This is a genomic window from Pseudomonas sp. B23(2017) (assembly GCF_002113725.1).
Taxonomy (GTDB): Bacteria; Pseudomonadota; Gammaproteobacteria; order Pseudomonadales; family Pseudomonadaceae; genus Aquipseudomonas; species Aquipseudomonas putida_Z.
In genome coordinates, this window is the sequence record NZ_NEJM01000012.1 from 162191 (window position 1) to 182528 (window position 20338).

Sequence of the window (20338 nt, forward strand, 5' to 3'; positions counted from 1 at the left end):
ACCGTTTAGTCAATCGTTTCTAAACGTTTCGCGACTTTGGTCTAAGACGCCACCTGCGCTACAGGATAATGACAATCCTATAAATCCAAAATGACCGTTTTATGAATTGGTAAGATTTTTAAGGAATATGTTAGGAACTGTTACTGCGATTCGTTAGCAGCAGATTGGTATTCATAACCTTTGGTTATTTGCAAACGTTTGCTCATAACCTAATTCCGTATCGTTCTATTGGGACGAAAAAGCCTAGCAGCACTCTCGGATTTCGCCATTGAGCGAAATCACCGGCCCTCCCTGCTAACGCGCCCCCTGTAGGAGCGGCCTTGTGTCGCGATGGGGTGCGAAGCAGCCCCAAAATCTCAGCTAACGCCGCATAAATTGCCGGGGCCGCCTTGCGGCCCATCGCGACACAAGGCCGCTCCTACAGGGATCGCGTAAAGGCAGGCGGTGATTTCAAATAATTGGCTCCTAAGCTAATGCAAAAAAGTTATTTATTTTACTTTTCTTAGATCATTTAGCCTTCTCGCCATCCATCACATCGATTGTCTGACGAGAGGTTCACCATGATCCCGCACGCTCCGCTGCGCCTGTTCGCCGCCCTGACCCTCGCCAGCGCCAGCTGGTTGGCCCAGGCTGCCGACCTGACCGTGGCCTACCAGACCACCGTCGACCCGGCCAAGGTGGCGCAGGTCGATGGCAACTACGAAAAAGCCAGCAAGGCCAGCATCGACTGGCGCAAATTCGACAACGGTGCCGACGTGATCACCGCCGTAGCCAGCGGCGATGTACAGATCGGCTACCTGGGCTCCAGCCCGCTGGCCGCCGCAGCCACCCGCAAGCTGCCGGTCGAGACCTTCCTGATCGCCACCCAGATTGGCGCCGGTGAAGCACTGGTCGCCCGCGACAGCATCAAGACGCCGCAAGACCTGGTTGGCAAGAAAGTCGCCGTGCCGTTCGTCTCCACCGGCCACTACAGCCTGCTGGCAGCGCTGAAGAGCTGGAACATCGACCCGTCCAAGGTGCAGATCCTCAACCTGGCGCCGCCGGCGATCATTGCCGCCTGGAAGCGCGGCGACATCGACGCCACCTACGTCTGGGACCCGGCCCTGGGCGTGGCCAAGGAAAACGGCAAGGTGCTGATCACCTCCGGCGAGCTGGCCGAGAAAGGCGCACCGACCTTCGACGCATGGATCGTGCGCAAGGACTTTGCCGCCAAGCACCCCGACGTGGTCAAGGCCTTTGCCAAGGTCACCCTCGACGCCTACGCCGACTACCGCAAGAACCCGCAAGCCTGGCTGGCCAACCCCGACAACGTGAGCAAGCTGGCCAAACTGTCTGGCGCCAAGCCTGCTGACATCCCGGTGCTGCTGCAGGGCAACGTCTACCCGCTGGCCGCCGACCAGGCCAATGCACTGGGCGCACCGACCACCCAGGCGCTGACCGACACGGCCACCTTCCTCAAGCAGCAAGGCAAGGTCGACGCGGTGCTGCCGGACTACTCGCCGTACGTCAGCGCCCAGTACCTCCCCAACTAAGCCTGTAGAAAACCGACCGGAGCCTGCCATGGCCTTGCTCGAACTGGAGCGCATCAGCGCACAGTACCCCGGTGCCGAAACCCCGGTACTGGCCGACATCAACCTGAGCCTGGGGCCACGCCAACTGCTGGTGGCCCTGGGGCCTTCCGGCAGCGGCAAGACCTCGCTGCTCAACCTGATCGCCGGCTTCGTCGCCCCCAGCGGCGGGCGCATCACCCTGGACGGCGTGCCCGTCCAGGGCCCCGGCGCCGAGCGCGGCGTAGTGTTCCAGGACGATGCGCTGCTGCCCTGGCAGAACGTGCTGGGCAACGTCGCATTCGGCCTGGAACTGGCCGGCGTGCCACGCGCCGAGCGTGAGGCCAAGGCCCGCGAAATGCTGGCCCTGGTCGACCTCGACGGCTTTGGCGAGCGGCGTATCTGGCAATTGTCCGGTGGCCAGAAGCAGCGCGTGGGCCTGGCCCGGGCGTTGGCAGCCGACCCACGGGTGTTGCTGATGGACGAGCCGTTCGGCGCACTTGATGCCTTCACCCGCGAGCAGATGCAGGAGTTGTTGCTGCAGGTATGGCAACGCACCGCCAAGCCGGTGTTCCTGATTACCCACGACATCGAAGAAGCAGTGTTCCTCGCCAGCGAGCTGGTACTGCTGGCGCCCAACCCGGGGCGCGTGGTGGAACGCCTGCAACTGGACTTCGGCCAACGCTACGCAGCCGGTGAACCGGCGCGGGCGATCAAGTCCGACCCGGCCTTCATCGAAACCCGCGAGCACGTACTGGCGCGGGTGTTCTCCCAACGTCAAAGCCTGCAGGAGCGCGCATGAGCAGCCTGGACCTGCCGGTCGCCGGCAAACGCAACACCCAACCCCGGTCAGCCACCAAGCTGCGCCGCCCCCTGCCTACCCGCTGGATCAGCACCCTGACCCTGGCCAGCCTGCTGTTGGCCTGGTGGCTGGTGACCGCGGCCGGCTGGATCGAGCCGCTGTTCCTGCCCTCGCCCGCCGACATCCTGGCCAAGGCCGGGACCCTGCTGACTCAAGGCTACATGGATGCCAGCCTGTGGCAGCACCTGGGTGCCAGCCTGGGGCGCATCGGCGTGGCCCTGCTTGCCGCCACCCTCACCGCCATCCCGGTGGGTATCGCCATCGGCTACAACCGCGTGGCCCGCGGCATTCTCGACCCGCTGATCGAGTTCTACCGGCCGATCCCGCCGCTGGCCTACCTGCCGCTGATCGTCATCTGGTGCGGCATCGGCGAGCTGTCCAAGGTGCTGCTGATCTACCTGGCAATCTTCGCCCCCATCGCCATTGCCACCGCCACCGGCGTGCGCACGGTCGACCCGGCCAAGCTGCGTGCCGCGCAGTCGCTGGGCGCGACCAAGGCCCAGCTGATCCGCCACGTGATCCTGCCCAGCGCCCTGCCCGACATCCTCACCGGCATCCGCATTGGCCTGGGGGTCGGCTGGTCGACCCTGGTGGCCGCCGAGCTGATCGCCGCCACCAGCGGCCTGGGCTTCATGGTGCAGTCGGCGGCGCAGTTCCTGGTTACCGATGTGGTGGTACTGGGGATCCTGCTGATCGCGCTGATCGCCTTCGCCCTGGAAATGAGTCTGCGTGCCCTGCAACGCAAACTGGTGCCTTGGCACGGGCAGAGCCACTGAATCCTGTTGACCACGCCAGCAGCCTGGCGCCTGATTGAAGAGACCGACATGAGCCTGACCATCACCCCCCTCAGCCCGGCGCTTGGCGCCCAGATCAGCGGCGTGGACATCAGCCGCGATATCACCGTCGAAGAACGTGACGCCATCGAGCAGGCGCTGCTGCAACACCAGGTGCTGTTCTTCCGCGACCAGCCGATCAACCCACAGCAGCAGGCACGTTTTGCCGCCCGCTTCGGCGACCTGCACATCCACCCGATCTACCCCAACGTGCCGGAAACCCCGCAGGTGCTGATCCTCGACACGGCGGTTACCGATGTGCGCGACAACGCCGTGTGGCACACCGACGTGACCTTCCTGCCGACCCCGGCCCTGGGCGCGGTGCTCAGCGCCAAGCAGTTGCCGGCCTACGGCGGCGACACCCTGTGGGCCAGCGGCATCGCTGCCTTCGAAGCCTTGTCGGCGCCGCTGCGCGAGCTGCTCGACGGGCTGACCGCTACCCATGACTTCACCAAGTCGTTCCCGCTGGAGCGCTTTGGTACCACGCCGGAAGACCTTGCGCGCTGGGAAGCAACCCGGCGCAACAACCCGCCGCTGTCGCACCCGGTGGTGCGCACGCATCCGGTGAGCGGGCGCAAGGCATTGTTCGTCAATGAGGGGTTCACCACGCGCATCAATGAGCTGAGCGAACTGGAAAGCGAGGCACTGTTGAAGCTGCTGTTTGCCCATGCGACGCGGCCGGAGTTCAGCATTCGCTGGCGGTGGCAGGAGAATGACGTGGCGTTCTGGGACAACCGCGTGACCCAGCATTTTGCCGTGGATGACTACCGACCGAACCGGCGGGTAATGCATCGGGCGACCATCCTCGGGGATGCGCCCTTCTGATAGAGATGCATCAGCAGTGCCGGCCTCTTCGCGGGTAAACCCGCTCCCACAGGTACCGCACCGGTATTGAAGCCAGTGTTATACCTGTGGGAGCGGGTTTACCCGCGAAGAGGCCGGTACAGGTTATTACCTGACCAGATGCAGGTACTGCATGTGCCGTTCGTACTGGTCGAGGATGTCGTTGATGATCTGCTCCTTGCTGTAGCCCACCAGGTCATAGTTCTGGCTGCCTTCGCTCAGGTGCACCTCCGCCCGGTAGTAACGGCGGTTCTTCAACTCTTGCGTACCCAGCCCACCCAGGGCGAACGATGGCGTGAAGTAGCCACGCATCTGCACCTGGTAAATGAACGGCTGTTCCTCGCCATGGCCAATCTTCAGGCTGACGTTGTCGTGGCTCGGGTCGTCCTGGGTAATCAGCACCAGCCCCTTCTGTTCGAACACTTCACGCACATCGGCAATTGCCGGGCGCACCACGTCGTCCATGAAGCGGTACACCTCATCGCGCGACGGGAAGTGCACCGCCTGGCTCAGGCGCTGGCGCCAGCCACCACGGCCGCGGCGTGACTGGGCGAACGGGGCCAGCGAATGCATCTGCGCGATCTGCCGTTGCGACTCCAGGTAGAACGCCTTGTGCAGCCCCCACATCATGCACAGCAGGATCAGCGAGAACGGCAGCGAGGTCAGCACCACCGCCGATTTAAGCGAATCGATGCTGCCGGCGAACAACAGCGCACTGGTGATCAGCGCCGTCATCGCGCCCCAGAAGATGCGCAGCCAGTTCGGCCCATCCTCGTCGGCATCACCACCCTTGGCCGACAAGGTCGACAGCACCACGGTGCCCGAGTCGGCCGAGGTGACGAAGAACACGAAACTGATGAACACCGTCATGGCGATCACCGTCTTGCTCCAGGGGTAGGTCTCCAGCAGCAGGTACAGGCTCATCGACGGGTTATCCAGCGCCGACTGGCCCAGCGCGGTCATGCCGTGGTTGATGACCTGGTCCAGGGCGCTGTTGCCGAAGATCGACATCCACGCCAGGGTGAAGCCCAGCGGAATCAACAGCACACCAAAGACGAACTCGCGGATGGTGCGGCCACGAGAGATGCGGGCGATGAACAGGCCCACGAACGGCGCCCAGGCAATCCACCAGGCCCAGTAGAACACCGTCCAGCCGCCCAGCCAGTCACGGTTCTCGCCGTAGGCATAAACGTCGAAGCTCTTGCGCGGCAAGGCACCCAGGTAGTCGCCGAGGTTCTGGATCAGCGTGTTGAACAGGTGCTGGGTAGGCCCGGCGAACAACACGAACAGCAACAGCGCGCAGGCCAGGAACAGGTTGATATCGCTCATCACCCGCACGCCCTTCTCCACCCCGGCCACGGCCACGGCCACCGCCGCGCCCATCATCAGGGTGATGAGCAGCACTTGCACCCACTGGCTGTGGTCGATGCCGAACAGGTAGTCGAGGCCGGCGTTCAGGTGCAGCACGCCAAAGCCCATGTCGGCACCCAGGCCGAACACCGTGGCGATGATGCCGAAGCCGTCCACCGCATAACCGATCGGCCCGTTGATGCGCTTGCCGATCAGCGGGTACAGCGCCGAACGCAAGGCCAGTGGCAGGTTGTGCCGGTAGGCGAAGTAGGCCAGGGCCATGCCGACGAAGGCGAACACGCCCCAGCCATGCAGGCCCCAGTGCAGGAACAGGATCTGCATCGCCTGGCGCCCGGCCTCGGCCGTGCCCGCTTCGCCCTGGGGCGGCTGCAGCATGTGGGTCAGGGGTTCGGACACGCAGAAGAAGAACAAGGTGATGCTGATGCCGGCGGCAAACAGCATGCCGGCCCACGACAGGTAACTGAACTCGGGCTCGTCGTGGTCGGCACCGAGCTTGATCTTGCCGTAGCCGGACAAGGCGGTGACCACCACGAAGACCAGGTACAGCGTCATCGCCAGCATGTAGTACCAGCCGACCGTGTTCGCCGCCCAGTTCTGCGCCGCCAGCAACCAGTCGCCTGCTGCTTGCGGATAGGAAATGACCACCAGGCCGAAGATGAGGATGAAACTTGCCGCGAAATAGAACACCGGGGGGTTCATGCGGATCTTGCCATTGGCAAGGGAAGGGGTCGGTGCACTCATTGGGGGCGCACCTCGTCGAATGACGTAAGGCTCGGAATGAACGGGTTCAGCAAAGGAATCCTCCTGTTGAACACCGGCAGCGGACCAGCGTTTTTTCATTGAACAAGCGTTCAAGTTAAACATGGATCGGATTTCAATGCGAATTGGGGCGCTGATTGGTGCCCTCCTGTTTCGGCCCTTTCGCGGGTAAACCCGCTCCCACAGGTACTGCACAGGATTCAAAATCTGTGGGGGCCCTGTGGGAGCGGGTTTACCCGCGAAGAGGCCGGTACAGGCCAAGGAAATGCCAGATCAGTTCTTGTCCTGGCAATCCAGCTGCAGGTTGGCCTGGGTAATGTTGCTCTCGGCCGGCACACTGCGGGTCAGCCACACATTGCCGCCAATGGTCGAGCCTTTGCCGATGGTGATCCGCCCCAGCACCGTGGCCCCGGCATAGATCACCACATCGTCCTCGACGATCGGGTGGCGTGGCAGGCCCTTGTGCAGGGTGCCCGACTCATCGCTGGGGAAGCGCTTGGCGCCCAGGGTCACTGCCTGGTAGATGCGCACGCGCTCGCCGATGATCGCGGTTTCGCCGATCACCACGCCGGTACCGTGGTCGATGAAGAAGCTCGGGCCGATCTGCGCCCCGGGGTGAATGTCGATCCCCGTCGCCGAATGCGCCAACTCCGAGCTGATCCGCGCCAGCAGCGGCAGGCCGGCCTGGTACAGGTGGTGCGCCAGGCGGTGGTGGATGATCGCCAGGATGCCTGGGTAGCACAGCAGCACTTCATCGACACTGCGCGCCGCCGGGTCGCCGTGGTAGGCGGCCAGCACATCGGTGTCGAGCAGCACTCGCAGGCCCGGCAGGGCGGCGGCGAAGCCCTGCACCAGGCTCAGCGCATGGGCATCGACGCCGGCCAGCTCGCCCTTGCTTTGCCGTGCGGCGTAGCGCAGCTCCAGGCGGGCCTGGGCCAGCAAGGCGGTCAGCGCGGCATCCAGGGTATGGCCGACGTAGAAGTCTTCGCTTTCTTCGCGCAGGTCGACCGGGCCAAGGCGCATGGGGAACAGGGCGCCGCACAGTTGCTCCAGGATGTGCCGCATCGCTTCGCGCGAAGGCAGCTCACGCCCGCCCTGCTCGCCGCTGCTGCGGCCATTGCGGGTACGCCATTGTTCACGGGCACCGCGCAGGCCGGTGACGATGCTCTGCAACTGCCAGTGCCCGGGTGAAGGTTGTTCGCTCACGGTTTTCTCCTGCCTGAGTAGGCCAAACTCATTTTTATTTGCAGGGCCGGCCTCTTCGCGGGCTCGCCCGCTCCTACAGGGACTGCACAGGTTTCGATGCCTGTGCGGGCTCTGTGGGAGCGGGTTTACCCGCGAAAGGGCCGAACCTGCCTACATGCAATCCACTCTACGGCAAATCCATCTCTTGGAAAAAACAACGCTTTATTCCATCCTGCGCTAAGTCAGGCATAAGCCGCGATGACGGAGCAGGCAACCTCGCCTACCCTCAAAGCAGCCAGCACCTGGCAAAAATTAAAAAGGAAATAACAAAATAATTTTTTAGTATTTCCTGGCCTAAGCAGCCGACCCTATAGTCGCCACCCACCACTTACACAACAAGCGCGGGGCTCTGAAATGTCGAAATTCGCCAAACCGCTACTCAACGCCAGCCTGGCACTCCTGCTGGGTGCCGGCCTGCTCGGCCAGGCCTTCGCCGGCGAGCAGCTGAAGACCATCCAGGAAAAAGGCGTGATCAACGTCGGCCTCGAAGGCACCTACCCACCGTTCAGCTTCCAGGACGAAAACGGCAAGCTGACCGGCTTCGAAGTGGAACTGTCCGAACTGCTGGCCAAGGAGCTGGGGGTAAAGGCCAAGGTGCAGCCGACCAAATGGGACGGCATCCTCGCCGCACTGGAGTCCAAGCGCCTGGACGTGGTGATAAACCAGGTGACCATTTCCGAAGAGCGCAAGAAGAAGTATGACTTCTCCGAGCCTTACACCATCTCCGGCATCCAGGCGCTGATCCTGAAGAAGAAGGCCGAGCAGCTGAACATCCACAAGGCCGCAGACTTGGCCGGCAAGAAGGTCGGCGTAGGCCTGGGCACCAACTACGAGCAATGGGTCAAGAAGGACGTGCCGCAAGCCGATGTGCGCACCTATGAAGACGACCCGAGCAAGTTCGCCGACCTGCGCAACGGCCGCATCGACGCCATCCTGATCGACCGCCTGGCCGCGCTGGAATACGCGCAAAAAGCCAAGGACACCGAACTGGCCGGCGATGCCTTCTCGCGCCTGGAAAGCGGCGTGGCCCTGCGCAAAGGCGAGCCGGAACTGCTGGCAGCGATCAACAAGGCACTGGACAAGCTCAAGGCTGACGGCACGCTGGCCAAGCTTTCCGAGAAATACTTCGGTGCCGATGTCACCAAATGATTGCTGAAAGCCTGCAACTCGTTGTCGACTCCGCGCCCTTCCTGCTGAAGGGCGCGGGTTATACAGTGCTGCTCAGTGTTGGCGGCATGTTCTTCGGCCTGCTGCTGGGCTTTGCCCTGGCACTGATGCGGTTGTCGAAGATCTTGCCGCTGAACTGGCTGGCGCGGGTCTACGTGTCGTTCTTCCGCGGCACGCCGCTGCTGGTGCAGCTGTTCGTCATCTACTTCGGCATGCCGCAGATCGGCATCGAGCTCGACCCGATCCCGGCCTCGCTGATCGGCCTGTCGCTGAACATGGCCGCCTACATCTGCGAAATCCTGCGCGCGGCGATTTCCTCGATCGACCGTGGCCAGTGGGAAGCCGCCGCCAGTATTGGCATGACTCGCGTCCAGGCCATGCGCCGGGCGATCCTGCCCCAGGCCTTGCGCACCGCACTGCCGCCGTTGGGCAACAGCTTCATCTCGCTGGTCAAGGACACCGCCCTGGCGGCGACCATCCAGGTGCCCGAGCTGTTCCGCCAGGCCCAGCTGATTACCGCGCGCACCTTCGAAGTGTTCACCATGTACGTGGCGGTGGCGGTCATCTACTGGGTGCTGTGCAGCATCCTCGCGCACTTCCAGAACCGCATGGAAGCGCGAGTCAACCAGCATGACCAGGAGCATTGAGCATGATTGAAGTCAAAGGCCTGACCAAGCGGTTCAAGGGCCAGACCGTGCTCAACGGTATCGACCTGACCGTGCAGCCCGGCGAAGTGGTGGCCATCATCGGCCCCAGCGGCTCGGGCAAGACCACCTTCCTGCGTTGCCTCAACCTGCTGGAAACACCCGATGCCGGGCAGATCCAGATTGGCGACATCAGCATCGACGCCAACCGCCCGCTGGGTGGGCAGCAAAGTGCGATTCGCCGCTTGCGCCAGCAGGCCGGGTTCGTGTTCCAGAACTTCAACCTGTTCCCTCATCGCACCGCCCTGGAAAACGTGATCGAGGGGCCGGTGATCGTCAAGAAGACGCCCCGCGAGCAGGCCATCGAACTGGGCCGGCGCCTGCTGGCCAAGGTTGGCCTGGCGGGCAAGGAAGATGCCTACCCGCGGCGCCTTTCCGGTGGACAGCAGCAACGGGTGGCCATCGCCCGCGCCCTGGCCATGGAACCGGAGGTGATCCTGTTCGACGAGCCGACCTCGGCGCTGGACCCCGAACTGGTGGGTGAAGTGCTGGCGACCATCCGCGGCCTGGCCGAGGAGAAGCGCACCATGATCATCGTTACCCACGAGATGAGCTTTGCCCGCGATGTGGCAAACCGGGTGATCTTCTTCGACAAGGGCGTGATCGTGGAACAGGGCGAGGCCAAGGCGCTGTTTGCGGCGCCGAAGGAAGAGCGTACCCGGCAGTTCTTGCGCAAGTTCCTGGGGACTGCTGCTTCCGAATAGGCACGCACATACACAGATCCCTGTAGGAGCGGCCTTGTGTCGCGATGGGGCGCGCAGCGGCCCCAGGCTTTCAGCATTACTGCCGAGATTGCCGGGGCTGCTTTGCAGCCCTTTCGCGACACAAGGCCGCTCCTGCACCGATCGCGCCTGCCTGGAACAGACACTCTCCTCCTTCCATCTATACATATTCCAAAGAGTTAGTTCATAAACTTTTTATAAAGCATTAGGGTATATAAACCGGACCACCGGACCAGCACACATCTGTCGCGATCAGCTGTAGCGGCATTACTTTTTTGTGAGGTCAGGAATGGTCAGGATCACAATCACCCCAGTGCGTAACGCCAGGGCATTGAGTGCAGCCAAGGAGCGGTACTGATGTCCAGCCAACCCAATACCCAATTCCACAGCGATCTCGACAGCTCGCCCCTGCTGCTGCCGGCCAAGGTACTGCGCAACGACGCCGAAGCCCTGCAAGCGGCCCGCGAACTGGCCGAGGTCGCCCGCGAGCAGGCCGCTCGCCGCGACCAGCAACGCAAACTGCCATGGGCCGAGATCGAACTGTTCACCCGCAGCGGCCTGGGCAGCATCAGCGTACCCAAGGCCCATGGCGGCCCCGATGTGTCATTCGAGACCGTGGCCGAAGTGTTCCGCCTGATCAGCGCCGCCGACCCGGCCCTGGGGCAGATCCCGCAGAACCAGTTCGGCATGCTGCAACTGCTGCGCCTGACTGCCACCGAGGCGCAGCAGGCGGTGATCTTCCGCAGCGTGCTCGATGGCTGGCGCATCGGCAATGCCGGCCCCGAACGCGGCACCAAGGACACCCTGACCCTCAAGGCCAGGATCACCCGCGTCGGCGACAGCTATCGCATCAGCGGTGAGAAGTTCTATTCCACCGGCGCCCTGTTCGCCCACTGGGTGGCGGTCAAGGCACTGGACGACGAAGGCCGCCAGCGCCTGGCATTCGTGCGCCGAGGCAGCCCGGGGCTGCGCATCGTCGATGACTGGTCCGGGTTCGGCCAGCGCACCACTGCCAGCGGCACCGTGCTGCTCGACCAGGTACCGGTGGATGCTGACCTGGTGATCGACAACTGGCGCCAGCGCGACATTCCCAACATCCAGGGCGCTGCCTCGCAGCTGATCCAGGCGGCGATCGATGCCGGCATTGCCGAAGCGGCGATCGAAGACGCCATCAGCTTCGTGCGCGAAAAGGCCCGGCCATGGATCGAGGCCAAGGTCGACCGCGCCAGCGACGACCCCTATGTAATCGCCGACATCGGCCGCCTGAAGCTCGAGCTGCACGCCGCCGAAGCGCTGCTGCGCAAGGCCGCGCGGGTCCTCGACGAGGTCAACGCCGCGCCGATCGATGCAGCAAGCGCGGCGCGGGCCTCGATCGCGGTGGCCGAGGCCAAGGTGCTGACTACCGAGATTGCCCTGCAGGCCAGCGAAAAACTGTTCGAGCTGGCCGGCAGCCGCGCCACCCTCGCCGAGTTCAACCTCGACCGCCACTGGCGCAATGCCCGGGTGCACACCCTGCATGACCCGGTGCGCTGGAAGTACCACGCGGTTGGCGCTTACCACCTCAACGGCACCTTGCCCGCGCGGCATTCCTGGATCTGATTTGTGGGCCTTGGGGCTGCTTTGCAGCCCATCGCGACACAAGGCCGCTCCTACAAGGGATCGCGTACCTCCTGTAGGAGCGGCCTTGTGTCGCGATGGGCCGCAAAGCGGCCCCAAGGCCCCGGAGAAACACCATGACTACAAACATCATCACCAGCGACACCGAAGCCCTGAACGTCGCCGAAGAAGTCGCCCGACACCTGCGCCGCGACAGCGCCCTGCGCGACCGCGAGCGCCGCCTGCCGCACGCCGAACTGGAACTGTTCACCCGCTCCGGCCTGTGGGCCATCAGCGTGCCAAAGGCCTTCGGCGGCGCCGGCGTGTCCAACGTCACCCTGGCCAAGGTCATCGCCCGCATCGCCCAGGCTGACGGCTCGCTCGGGCAAATCCCACAAAACCATTTCTATGGCCTGGAAGTGCTGCGGGTAAACGGCACACCCGAACAGCAACAGCGCCTGTACGCCGAAGTACTGGCCGGCAGCCGCTTCGGCAACGCCCTGGCCGAACTGGGCACCAAGACCGCCAACGAGCGCACCACTCGCCTGACCCGCGACGGCGATGGCTTTCGCATCAACGGCCGCAAGTTCTACTCCACCGGCGCCATCTACGCCCAGCGCATTCCCACCTCGGTGGTCGATGAACAGGGCGTGCAGCACCTGGCCTTCGTCCCGGCCGACAGCCAGGGCCTGCAGGTGATCGACGACTGGAGCGGCTTCGGCCAGCGCACCACCGGCAGTGGCTCGGTGGTATTCGACAACGTGTACGTCAGCGCCGCCGATGTGGTGCCGTTCCAGAGCGCCTTCGAACGCCCCACCCCGGTCGGCCCGCTGGCGCAGATCCTTCATGCCGCCATCGACACCGGCATCGCCCGCGCCGCATACGAAGATGCCCTGCACTTCGTGCGCACCCGCAGCCGCCCCTGGGTCGACTCCGGCCTGGACAAGGCCAGCGATGACCCGCTGACGCTGAAGAGCTTCGGCCACCTGGCGATCCGCCTGCACGCCGCAGAAGCCTTGCTCGAGCGCGCCGGCGAATACCTGGACCGCGCCCGCGACGACAGCACTGCCGACAACGTGGCCGCCGCCTCCATCGCGGTGGCCGAGGCCCGTGCCATCAGCACCGAGATTTCCCTCGCGGCCGGCACCACCCTGTTCGAACTGGGCGGTAGCCAGGCCACCCTGGCCGAACACAACCTCGACCGCCACTGGCGCAACGCCCGCGTGCACACCCTGCACGACCCGGTGCGCTGGAAGTACCACGCCATCGGCAACTACTACCTCAACGATGCCAACCCACCACGCCGGGGGACCATCTGATGGCCAAACAGATCCTGCTCAATGCCTTCAACATGAACTGCATCGGGCACATCAACCACGGCCTGTGGACCCACCCACGGGATACCTCGACCCAGTACAAGACCCTGGATTACTGGACCAGCCTGGCGCGCCTGCTGGAGCGCGGCTTGTTCGACGGGCTGTTCATCGCCGACATCGTCGGCACCTACGACATCTACGGCCAGTCGCTGGACGTCACCCTCAAGGAGTCGATCCAGCTGCCGGTCAACGACCCGCTGCTGCTGGTCTCGGCCATGGCCGCCGTCACCCGTCACCTGGGCTTCGGCCTGACCGCCAACCTCACCTACGAAGCGCCATACCTGTTCGCCCGGCGCCTTTCCACCCTGGACCACCTGAGCAATGGCCGGGTGGGCTGGAACATCGTCACCGGCTACCTCGACAGCGCTGCCCGGGCCATGGGCCTGACGCAGCAACCCGAGCATGACCGCCGCTACGACCAGGCCGACGAGTACCTGCAGGTGCTGTACAAGCTGCTGGAAGGCAGCTGGGCCGACGATGCCGTGGTCGCCGACCGCCAGCAGCGCGTCTATGCCAGGCCCGACAAGGTGCGCAAGGTCAACCACCAGGGCGAGTTCTACAAGGTCGACGGCTACCACCTGTGCGAGCCCTCGCCGCAACGCACACCGGTACTGTTCCAGGCCGGCAGCTCGCAGCGTGGCCTGGCCTTCGCCGGCAACCATGCCGAATGCGTGTTCATCAGTGGCCAGGACAAAACCGCCACCCGCGCCCAGGTCGACAAGGTGCGCGCCGCCGCCCAGGCCGCTGGCCGCGACCCGCAAGCGGTCAAGGTGTTCATGGGCATCACGGTGATCGTCGCCGCCACCGAGCAGCAGGCCCAGGCCAAGCATGCCGAGTACCTGCGCCATGCCAGCGCCGAGGCCGGGGTCGCGCACTTCGCAGCGTCCACCGGCATCGACTTCGCCGCCTACGCTCTGGACGAGCCGATTGCCTTCAGCCAGGGCAACGCCATCCAGTCGGCCACGCGCCAGTTGCAGGACAACGCCTGGACCCGCCGGCGCCTGCTGCAGCAGCACGCCTTGGGTGGCCGTTACGTGACCCTGGTCGGCGCACCCGAACAGGTGGCCGAGCAGCTGATCGCCTGGATCGATGAAACCGGCCTGGACGGTTTCAACCTGACCCGCACCGTAACCCCGGAAAGCTTCGAGGACTTCATCGACCTGGTTATCCCGCAGTTGCAACAGCGTGGCCGCTACAAGACCGCCTACGCCGAAGGCACCCTGCGCGAAAAACTGTTCCAGGCCGACCACCCGCATTTGCCCGCCGACCACCCTGGCTCGGCTTACCGCTTTACCTCTACCCCTGCCCCGACTGGAGCCCTGCACCATGCTTGATAAACTGTTCCGGCCCGTCGCGGCCATTACCCTCACCCTCAGCCTGTCCGCCAGCGCGCTGGCTGCCGAACCGCTGAAGATCGGCACCACCTCGGCCTTTGCCATCCCGCTGGAAGCCGCAGTGGAAGAAGCGCACAAGCAAGGCCTGGAAGTGAAGCTGGTCGAGTTCAGCGACTGGATCGCACCCAATGTCAGCCTCAATAGCGGCGACATCGACGTGAACTACTTCCAGCACATCCCGTTCCTGGAAAACGCCAAGGCGGCCGCGGGCTTCAACCTGGTGCCCTACGCCCCGGGCATCATCAACAACGTCGGCCTGTACTCGAAAAAGTACAAGAGTTTCGCCGACCTGCCCGAAGGCGCCAGCGTGGCCATCGCCAACGACCCGATCAACAGCGGCCGTGGCCTGCAGCTGCTGGCCAAGGCCGGGCTGATAACCCTCAAGCCGGGGGTCGGCTACAAGGCCACCGAGGACGACATCGTCGCCAACCCGAAAAAACTGAAGATCCTTCAGGTCGAGGCCGTACAGCTGGTACGCGCCTATGACGACGCCGACCTGGTGCAGGGCTACCCGGCCTACATCCGCCTGGCCAACAGCTTCGACGCCGGCTCCGCACTGCTGTTCGACGGCCTGGAGAACAAGGAGTACGTGATCCAGTTCGTCATTCGCCCACAAAGCAAGGACGACCCACGCCTGGCCAAGTTCGTCGACATCTACCAGCACTCGCCAGTGGTGCGCGCAGCCTTGGACAAAGCCCACGGCAAGCTCTACCAGGCCGGTTGGGAGGGCTGACATGAGCCAGGCCAGCGCGCTCCGGGCGCCCACCGCACAACCACTGCCGCCAACGGCCAGGGAGCAGGCCTTGCGCCCGGAGGTCAATGAAGCCCATGTGCGCTTCATCGGCCTGGGCAAGACCTACCCGGGCCAGGCGCAACCGGCCTTGCAAGGCATCGACCTGAACATCCGCCATGGCGATATCTTCGGCATCATCGGCCGCAGCGGCGCCGGCAAGTCATCGCTGCTGCGCACTATCAACCGCCTGGAGCAACCCAGCCAGGGCCGGGTGCTGATCGACCAGGTAGACATCGCGCCCTTCGACGAGGACCACCTGGTAGCCCTGCGCCGGCGTATCGGCATGATCTTCCAGCACTTCAACCTGATGTCGGCCAAGACCGTGTGGCAGAACGTCGAGCTGCCCCTGAAGGTGGCCGGCGTGGCCAAGGTCGAACGCCAGCGCAAGGTACGCGAACTGCTTGAGCTGGTCGGCCTGCAGGAAAAGCACCACGTGTACCCGGCGCAGTTGTCCGGCGGGCAGAAGCAGCGCGTGGGCATTGCCCGGGCGCTGGTGCATGACCCCGAGATCCTGCTGTGCGACGAGGCCACCTCGGCGCTGGACCCGGAGACCACCGCTTCCATTCTCGAACTGTTGCGCGACATCAACCAGCGCCTGGGCCTGACCATCGTGCTGATCACCCACGAAATGGCGGTAATCCGCGATATCTGCCACCGGGTGGTGGTGCTGGAACGTGGAGAAGTGGTCGAGCAGGGTGAGGTCTGGCGGGTGTTTGGCTCACCACGCCACGAGGTCACCCGTACCCTGCTGGCGCCGTTGCAAGCCAGGTTGCCAGCCGCGCTGCAAGCCAGCCTGCGGGCCAGCCCGGCAAGCCGCGACAGTGCCGTGGTGCTGAGGCTGACCCTGCTCGGCGAGCCCGAACTGTCTGCCCTGTTCAACGACCTTGGCGGCCGCGTGCGCCTGCTGCAGGGCGGTGTGGAAACCATTGGCGAGCATGCCCTGGGGCAGCTGATCCTGTCGGTGCAGCACTCGCCGCACGACCCCCATCAATTGCTGGAACGCGCCCGCCGCTGGGCCGAGGACGTGGAGGTACTGGGCCATGTGGTTTGATCGCCTGCTGGAAGGCTTGCTCGATACCCTGCTGATGGTTGGCGTGTCGTCGCTGATCGCCCTGCTGGTGGGGGTACCGATGGCGGTGCTGCTGGTCACCAGCGACAAGGGCGGGATCTTCGAGGCGCCGCTGCTGAACCGGGTGCTGGGTGCCTTCGTCAACCTGTTCCGCTCGATCCCGTTCCTGATCCTGATGGTCGCGCTGATCCCCTTCACCCGCCTGGTGGTGGGTACCACCTATGGCGTGTGGGCGGCGGTGGTGCCGCTGACCATTGCCGCCACGCCGTTCTTCGCGCGGATTGCCGAGGTCAGCCTGCGTGAAGTCGACCACGGCCTGGTGGAGGCTGCGCAGGCCATGGGCTGCCGACGCTGGCACATTGTCTGGCACGTGCTGCTGCCAGAGGCGCTGCCGGGGATTGTCGGGGGCTTCACTATTACCCTGGTGACCCTGATCAACTCCTCGGCCATGGCCGGAGCGATCGGTGCCGGGGGACTGGGGGACATCGCCTACCGCTATGGCTACCAGCGCTTCGACAGCCAGATCATGCTGACCGTGATTGCCATGCTGGTGGCGTTGGTGGCGTTGATCCAGCTGGGTGGAGACCGGTTGGCGAAAGGCTTGAACAAACGATAGTTCGGGGGCCGCTGCGCGCCCCATCGCCGGCAAGCCAGCTCCCACAGGGCCAGCGCTGCCCTCCAGCCTTGTGAGTACTTGTGGGAGCTGGCTTGCCGGCGAAAGGGCCGCAAAGCGGCCCCGGCGATCTCAACCCCAGCGCAAATCCCCGGCAGGCACCGGCCGCCCGAACCAGTACCCCTGCCCCAGCTGACATAGCTCATGCAGCAGGAAACTGGCCTGCTCTGCCTGCTCGATGCCCTCGGCATGCACCTGCATGCCCATGCTGCGGGCCAGGGCGATGATCACCCGGACGATCGCGATGTCGTCCTCATCCAGCGGCAACCCGGCAACGAAGCCCTGGTCGATCTTCAGCTTCTGCACCGGCAAGCGCTTTAGCCGCAGCAGCGATGAATAACCGGTGCCGAAGTCGTCGATGGCCAGGGTCACCCCCAGCTCGCGCAGGCGATGCAACTGCTCCAGGGCCACCTCCGGGTCCTCCATCACCGCGCTCTCGGTCACCTCCAGCTCCAGCAAGGCCGGGTCCAGGCCGGTGTCGTGCAGCACCTCGGCCACCTGCTGATACAGCTCGTGCTGGCCAAACAGGCGACTGGAGATGTTCACCGCCACGAACGCCAGCTGTCGCCCTTCACCCTGCCATCGCACCATCTGCCGACACGCCTGGCGCAGTACCCAGGCGTCGATCTCGGCAATCAGCCCGGTACGCTCGGCAATCGGGATGAACTCGCCCGGCGGCACCAGGCCCCGCTGGGGGTGCTGCCAACGCACCAGGGCCTCGACGCCGACCTGGCGGCCGCTCGCCAGGTCGTGCACCGGCTGGTAGAACACCCGCAGCTCGTCCTGCTCCAGGGCCCGGCGCAGTTCGCCGGCGGTTTCAACCCGCTGCTGGGCGTGGGCGGTCAGCTCTTCGGTGTACAGCGCATAGCAGGCCCGCCCGTTGCTCTTGGCCTTGTACAACGCCGAGTCGGCATTGCGCAGCAACTGCTCGGCACTCAAGGCATCGCTGGGGAACAGGCTGATGCCCACGCTGACACTGATGAACAGGCGGTGACCGTCGAACAGGAACGGCTCGCGCATGCGCTCGATGATGCCCTGCGCCAGCTTGCCCGCCTGGCCGACCTCATGGCAGTTTTCCGCCAGCACGCCAAATTCGTCGCCCCCCAGGCGCGCCAGGGTCACGCCGCTGCCCAGCACCTCACCCAGGCGCTCGCCCACCAGTTTCAGCAACTGGTCGCCAATGGTGTGGCCAAGGCCGTCGTTGATGCTCTGGAAGTGGTCCAGGTCCAGCAACAGCAGGGCACAACCACGCTTGTTGGCCTGGGCTGCCGCCAGGGCCTGCTCGACCCGGTCGTTGAACAGCAGGCGGTTGGGCAGGTCGGTCAGCGGGTCGTGGTGGGCCAGGTAGGCCAGTTCCTGTTCCGAATGCTTGATCGCGCTGATGTCGCTGAACACCGCCACGTAATGGCTGAGCTCGCCTTCATCGTCGCGGATGGCGCAAATGGTCTGCCACTGCGGGTAGATTTCACCGCTCTTGCGCCGGTTCCAGATTTCGCCGCTCCACTCGCCCTTTTCCGCCAGGGTGGCGAATATCTGCTGGTAGAACGCCAGGCCATGGCGGCCCGACTTGAACTTGTTCGGGCGCTGGCCGATTACCTCGTCCTGCTGGTAGCCGGTGATGCGCATGAAGGCACGGTTGACGTGCACGATCAGGCCCTGGCGGTCGGTCACCAGCACGCCTTCGAGGGTGCTGTCGAACACTGCCGCAGCCATGCGCAGGCGTTCACGGTCTTCACCACGCATACGCGCGCCAACGCCGATGAAGTCGAGCAGCCGCACCCGCGACACATAGATCAGCAAGGCGCTCAGCAGCACCCAGACCACCACGTTGATCTGCCGGCCCACGGTCAGTGCCAGGGGATCCTCGGTCATGCCGTGCAACACCACCTCGGCCAGCGTCAGCCAGAGGATCGAGAGCACCACATACAGCGCAGCCATGCGCAAGGCGTCGCGAACGGAAACAGACATGTCGGGTGCAATTGCCCATAAAAAATGATGGGGCATTATAAAGGCTGAAACATGTCGTGACTTCCTATCTGAACGGGTGACTGTATTTATTTCCTGCCCAAGGGATAATCAGCCCCTCCTCCTGCATTCCGAGGGTATTTACACCTATGTGGTACAACGGCCTGCTCGACTTGTCGGCCTGGCAACTGGTCGGCATCACCCTGCTGATGACCCACGTGACCATCGTCAGCGTCACGGTCTACCTGCACCGCTACTCCGCGCACCGGGCCCTGGAGCTCAATGGCGCGCTCAAGCACTTCTTCCGTTTCTGGCTGTGGCTGACCACGGCGCAGAACACCCGCGAATGGACTGCCGTCCACCGCAAGCACCACGCCAAATGCGAAACCCCCGACGACCCGCACAGCCCGCTGTACAAGGGCCTGGGCACGGTGCTGCGCAAGGGTGCCGAGCTTTACCGGGAAGAGGCGCGCAACCCCGAAACCCTGCGCATCTACGGCAAGAACTGCCCGGACGACTGGATCGAGCGCAACCTCTACTCGCGCTACAAGCTGGGCGGCATCGCGCTGATGGCGGTAATCGACCTGCTGCTGTTCGGCACTATCGGCATCACCATCTGGGCAGTGCAGATGATGTGGATTCCGTTCTGGGCCGCCGGCGTGGTCAACGGCCTGGGCCACGCTCTCGGCTACCGCAACTTCGAGTGCCGCGACGCCGCCACCAACCTGGTGCCGTGGGGCATCGTCATCGGTGGCGAAGAGCTGCACAACAACCACCACACCTACCCCAACTCGGCCAAGCTGTCGGTCAAGCGCTGGGAGTTCGACATGGGTTGGGCGTGGATCCGCCTGTTCTGCCTGCTGCGCCTGGCCAAGGTACAGCGCGTGGCGCCCATCGCCCACCGGGTGGCCGGCAAGGCCAGCCTGGACATGGACACCGCCATGGCCATCCTCAACAACCGTTTCCAGATCATGGCCCAGTACCGCAAGCTGGTGATCGGCCCGCTGGTCAAGCAGGAACTGGCCCGCGTCGATGCCTCGCTGCGCCACCACTTCCGCCGCGCCAAGCGCCTGCTGTCGCGCGAGACCAGCCTGCTGGAAGACCGCCACCATGTGCGCATCGAGTCGATGCTCGCCCACAGCCAGGCGCTGAAGACCATCTACGAAAAACGCCTGGCCCTGCAGCAGATCTGGGCGCGCACCAGCGCCAACGGCCACGACATGCTGGCCGCCATGAAGGACTGGGTACACGAGGCGGAAACCAGCGGCATCCATGCCCTGCGCGACTTCGCGGCACAGCTCAAGACCTACTCCCTGCGCCCGACCGGCGCCTGACCGCCGTTGATCGGCACGCCCCTTTGGCGGGGCGTGCCGCCCGGAACTTCGCCCTCTCGTTTACACTCATATCTGGCACATCGCC

Annotated in this window: 17 protein-coding genes; 14 read left to right on the plus strand and 3 right to left on the minus strand. The window is 64.4% G+C overall.

Annotated elements, in window-relative coordinates; genetic code table 11:
* Window positions 1–560 precede the first annotated feature (560 nt).
* The 4 genes from tauA to tauD are packed head-to-tail and all read left to right on the plus strand — an operon-like array spanning window position 561 to window position 4067.
* The gene (tauA, locus tag CAG46_RS19355; RefSeq protein WP_075044315.1) at window positions 561–1532 is read left to right on the plus strand and encodes a taurine ABC transporter substrate-binding protein; all 972 of its coding nucleotides are present in this window, start codon (window positions 561–563) and stop codon (window positions 1530–1532) included.
* A 28-nt stretch (window positions 1533–1560) separates the two neighbouring features.
* Window positions 1561–2349, plus strand: coding sequence for a taurine ABC transporter ATP-binding subunit (gene tauB, locus CAG46_RS19360; RefSeq protein ID WP_075044314.1), 789 nt, complete (start codon window positions 1561–1563; stop codon window positions 2347–2349).
* Window positions 2346–3185: a taurine ABC transporter permease TauC gene (tauC, locus tag CAG46_RS19365; protein ID WP_085618356.1), complete on the plus strand. Its 840-nt coding sequence runs from the start codon at window positions 2346–2348 to the stop codon at window positions 3183–3185. Before tauB ends, tauC begins: the two co-directional genes overlap by 4 nt.
* Before the next feature lie 48 nt (window positions 3186–3233).
* Window positions 3234–4067 carry a taurine dioxygenase gene (gene tauD / locus CAG46_RS19370; protein WP_075046922.1) on the plus strand — a complete coding sequence of 278 codons (834 nt, stop codon included), beginning with the start codon at window positions 3234–3236 and terminating at the stop codon, window positions 4065–4067.
* A 126-nt stretch (window positions 4068–4193) separates the two neighbouring features.
* Here tauD and betT read toward each other — a convergent pair whose 3' ends face one another.
* Together betT and epsC are read right to left on the minus strand one after the other, a co-directional pair.
* The gene (gene betT, locus CAG46_RS19375; protein ID WP_170929293.1) at window positions 4194–6155 is read right to left on the minus strand and encodes a choline transporter BetT; all 1962 of its coding nucleotides are present in this window, start codon (window positions 6153–6155) and stop codon (window positions 4194–4196) included.
* A 333-nt stretch (window positions 6156–6488) separates the two neighbouring features.
* The gene (gene epsC, locus CAG46_RS19380; protein WP_085618358.1) at window positions 6489–7421 is read right to left on the minus strand and encodes a serine O-acetyltransferase EpsC; all 933 of its coding nucleotides are present in this window, start codon (window positions 7419–7421) and stop codon (window positions 6489–6491) included.
* 393 nt (window positions 7422–7814) lie between these two features.
* Here epsC and tcyJ point away from each other — a divergent pair, with 393 nt between their 5' ends.
* The 9 genes from tcyJ to CAG46_RS19425 all read left to right on the plus strand — a co-directional run bounded on the left by tcyJ (window position 7815) and on the right by CAG46_RS19425 (window position 16897).
* On the plus strand, window positions 7815–8609 hold the full coding sequence (gene tcyJ / locus CAG46_RS19385) for a cystine ABC transporter substrate-binding protein (protein WP_003257420.1): 795 nt from the start codon (window positions 7815–7817) through the stop codon (window positions 8607–8609).
* On the plus strand, window positions 8606–9274 hold the full coding sequence (gene tcyL, locus CAG46_RS19390) for a cystine ABC transporter permease (RefSeq protein WP_025337317.1): 669 nt from the start codon (window positions 8606–8608) through the stop codon (window positions 9272–9274). The genes tcyJ and tcyL overlap by 4 nt, the downstream gene beginning before the upstream one ends.
* Window positions 9275–9276: 2 nt before the next feature.
* Entirely contained in the window at window positions 9277–10035 is a 759-nt protein-coding gene (tcyN, locus tag CAG46_RS19395; protein ID WP_013970435.1) for an L-cystine ABC transporter ATP-binding protein TcyN, read from the plus strand.
* Window positions 10036–10410: 375 nt separating this feature from the next.
* On the plus strand, window positions 10411–11652 hold the full coding sequence (locus CAG46_RS19400) for an SfnB family sulfur acquisition oxidoreductase (protein ID WP_025337316.1): 1242 nt from the start codon (window positions 10411–10413) through the stop codon (window positions 11650–11652).
* Between the two features lie 134 nt (window positions 11653–11786).
* Window positions 11787–12968 carry an SfnB family sulfur acquisition oxidoreductase gene (locus CAG46_RS19405; RefSeq protein WP_085618360.1) on the plus strand — a complete coding sequence of 394 codons (1182 nt, stop codon included), beginning with the start codon at window positions 11787–11789 and terminating at the stop codon, window positions 12966–12968.
* On the plus strand, window positions 12968–14359 hold the full coding sequence (locus CAG46_RS19410; protein WP_085618362.1) for an LLM class flavin-dependent oxidoreductase: 1392 nt from the start codon (window positions 12968–12970) through the stop codon (window positions 14357–14359). Before CAG46_RS19405 ends, CAG46_RS19410 begins: the two co-directional genes overlap by 1 nt.
* Window positions 14352–15152, plus strand: a complete 801-nt coding sequence (locus CAG46_RS19415; RefSeq protein ID WP_085618364.1) for a MetQ/NlpA family ABC transporter substrate-binding protein — start codon at window positions 14352–14354, stop codon at window positions 15150–15152. Before CAG46_RS19410 ends, CAG46_RS19415 begins: the two co-directional genes overlap by 8 nt.
* Window position 15153: 1 nt before the next feature.
* Window positions 15154–16263 (plus strand): methionine ABC transporter ATP-binding protein, encoded by a 1110-nt coding sequence (locus CAG46_RS19420; protein ID WP_085618366.1) that lies wholly within the window; start codon window positions 15154–15156, stop codon window positions 16261–16263.
* On the plus strand, window positions 16253–16897 hold the full coding sequence (locus CAG46_RS19425) for a methionine ABC transporter permease (RefSeq protein ID WP_008096606.1): 645 nt from the start codon (window positions 16253–16255) through the stop codon (window positions 16895–16897). Before CAG46_RS19420 ends, CAG46_RS19425 begins: the two co-directional genes overlap by 11 nt.
* A gap of 129 nt (window positions 16898–17026) precedes the next feature.
* On the opposite strand, the gene dibA is transcribed toward CAG46_RS19425, so the two are convergent.
* Window positions 17027–18922 (minus strand): phosphodiesterase DibA, encoded by a 1896-nt coding sequence (dibA, locus tag CAG46_RS19430; protein ID WP_085618368.1) that lies wholly within the window; start codon window positions 18920–18922, stop codon window positions 17027–17029.
* Between the two features lie 146 nt (window positions 18923–19068).
* Between dibA and desA the strand changes: the two genes are divergently transcribed.
* Window positions 19069–20253 carry a delta-9 fatty acid desaturase DesA gene (desA, locus tag CAG46_RS19435; RefSeq protein WP_039614263.1) on the plus strand — a complete coding sequence of 395 codons (1185 nt, stop codon included), beginning with the start codon at window positions 19069–19071 and terminating at the stop codon, window positions 20251–20253.
* Window positions 20254–20338 lie beyond the last annotated feature (85 nt).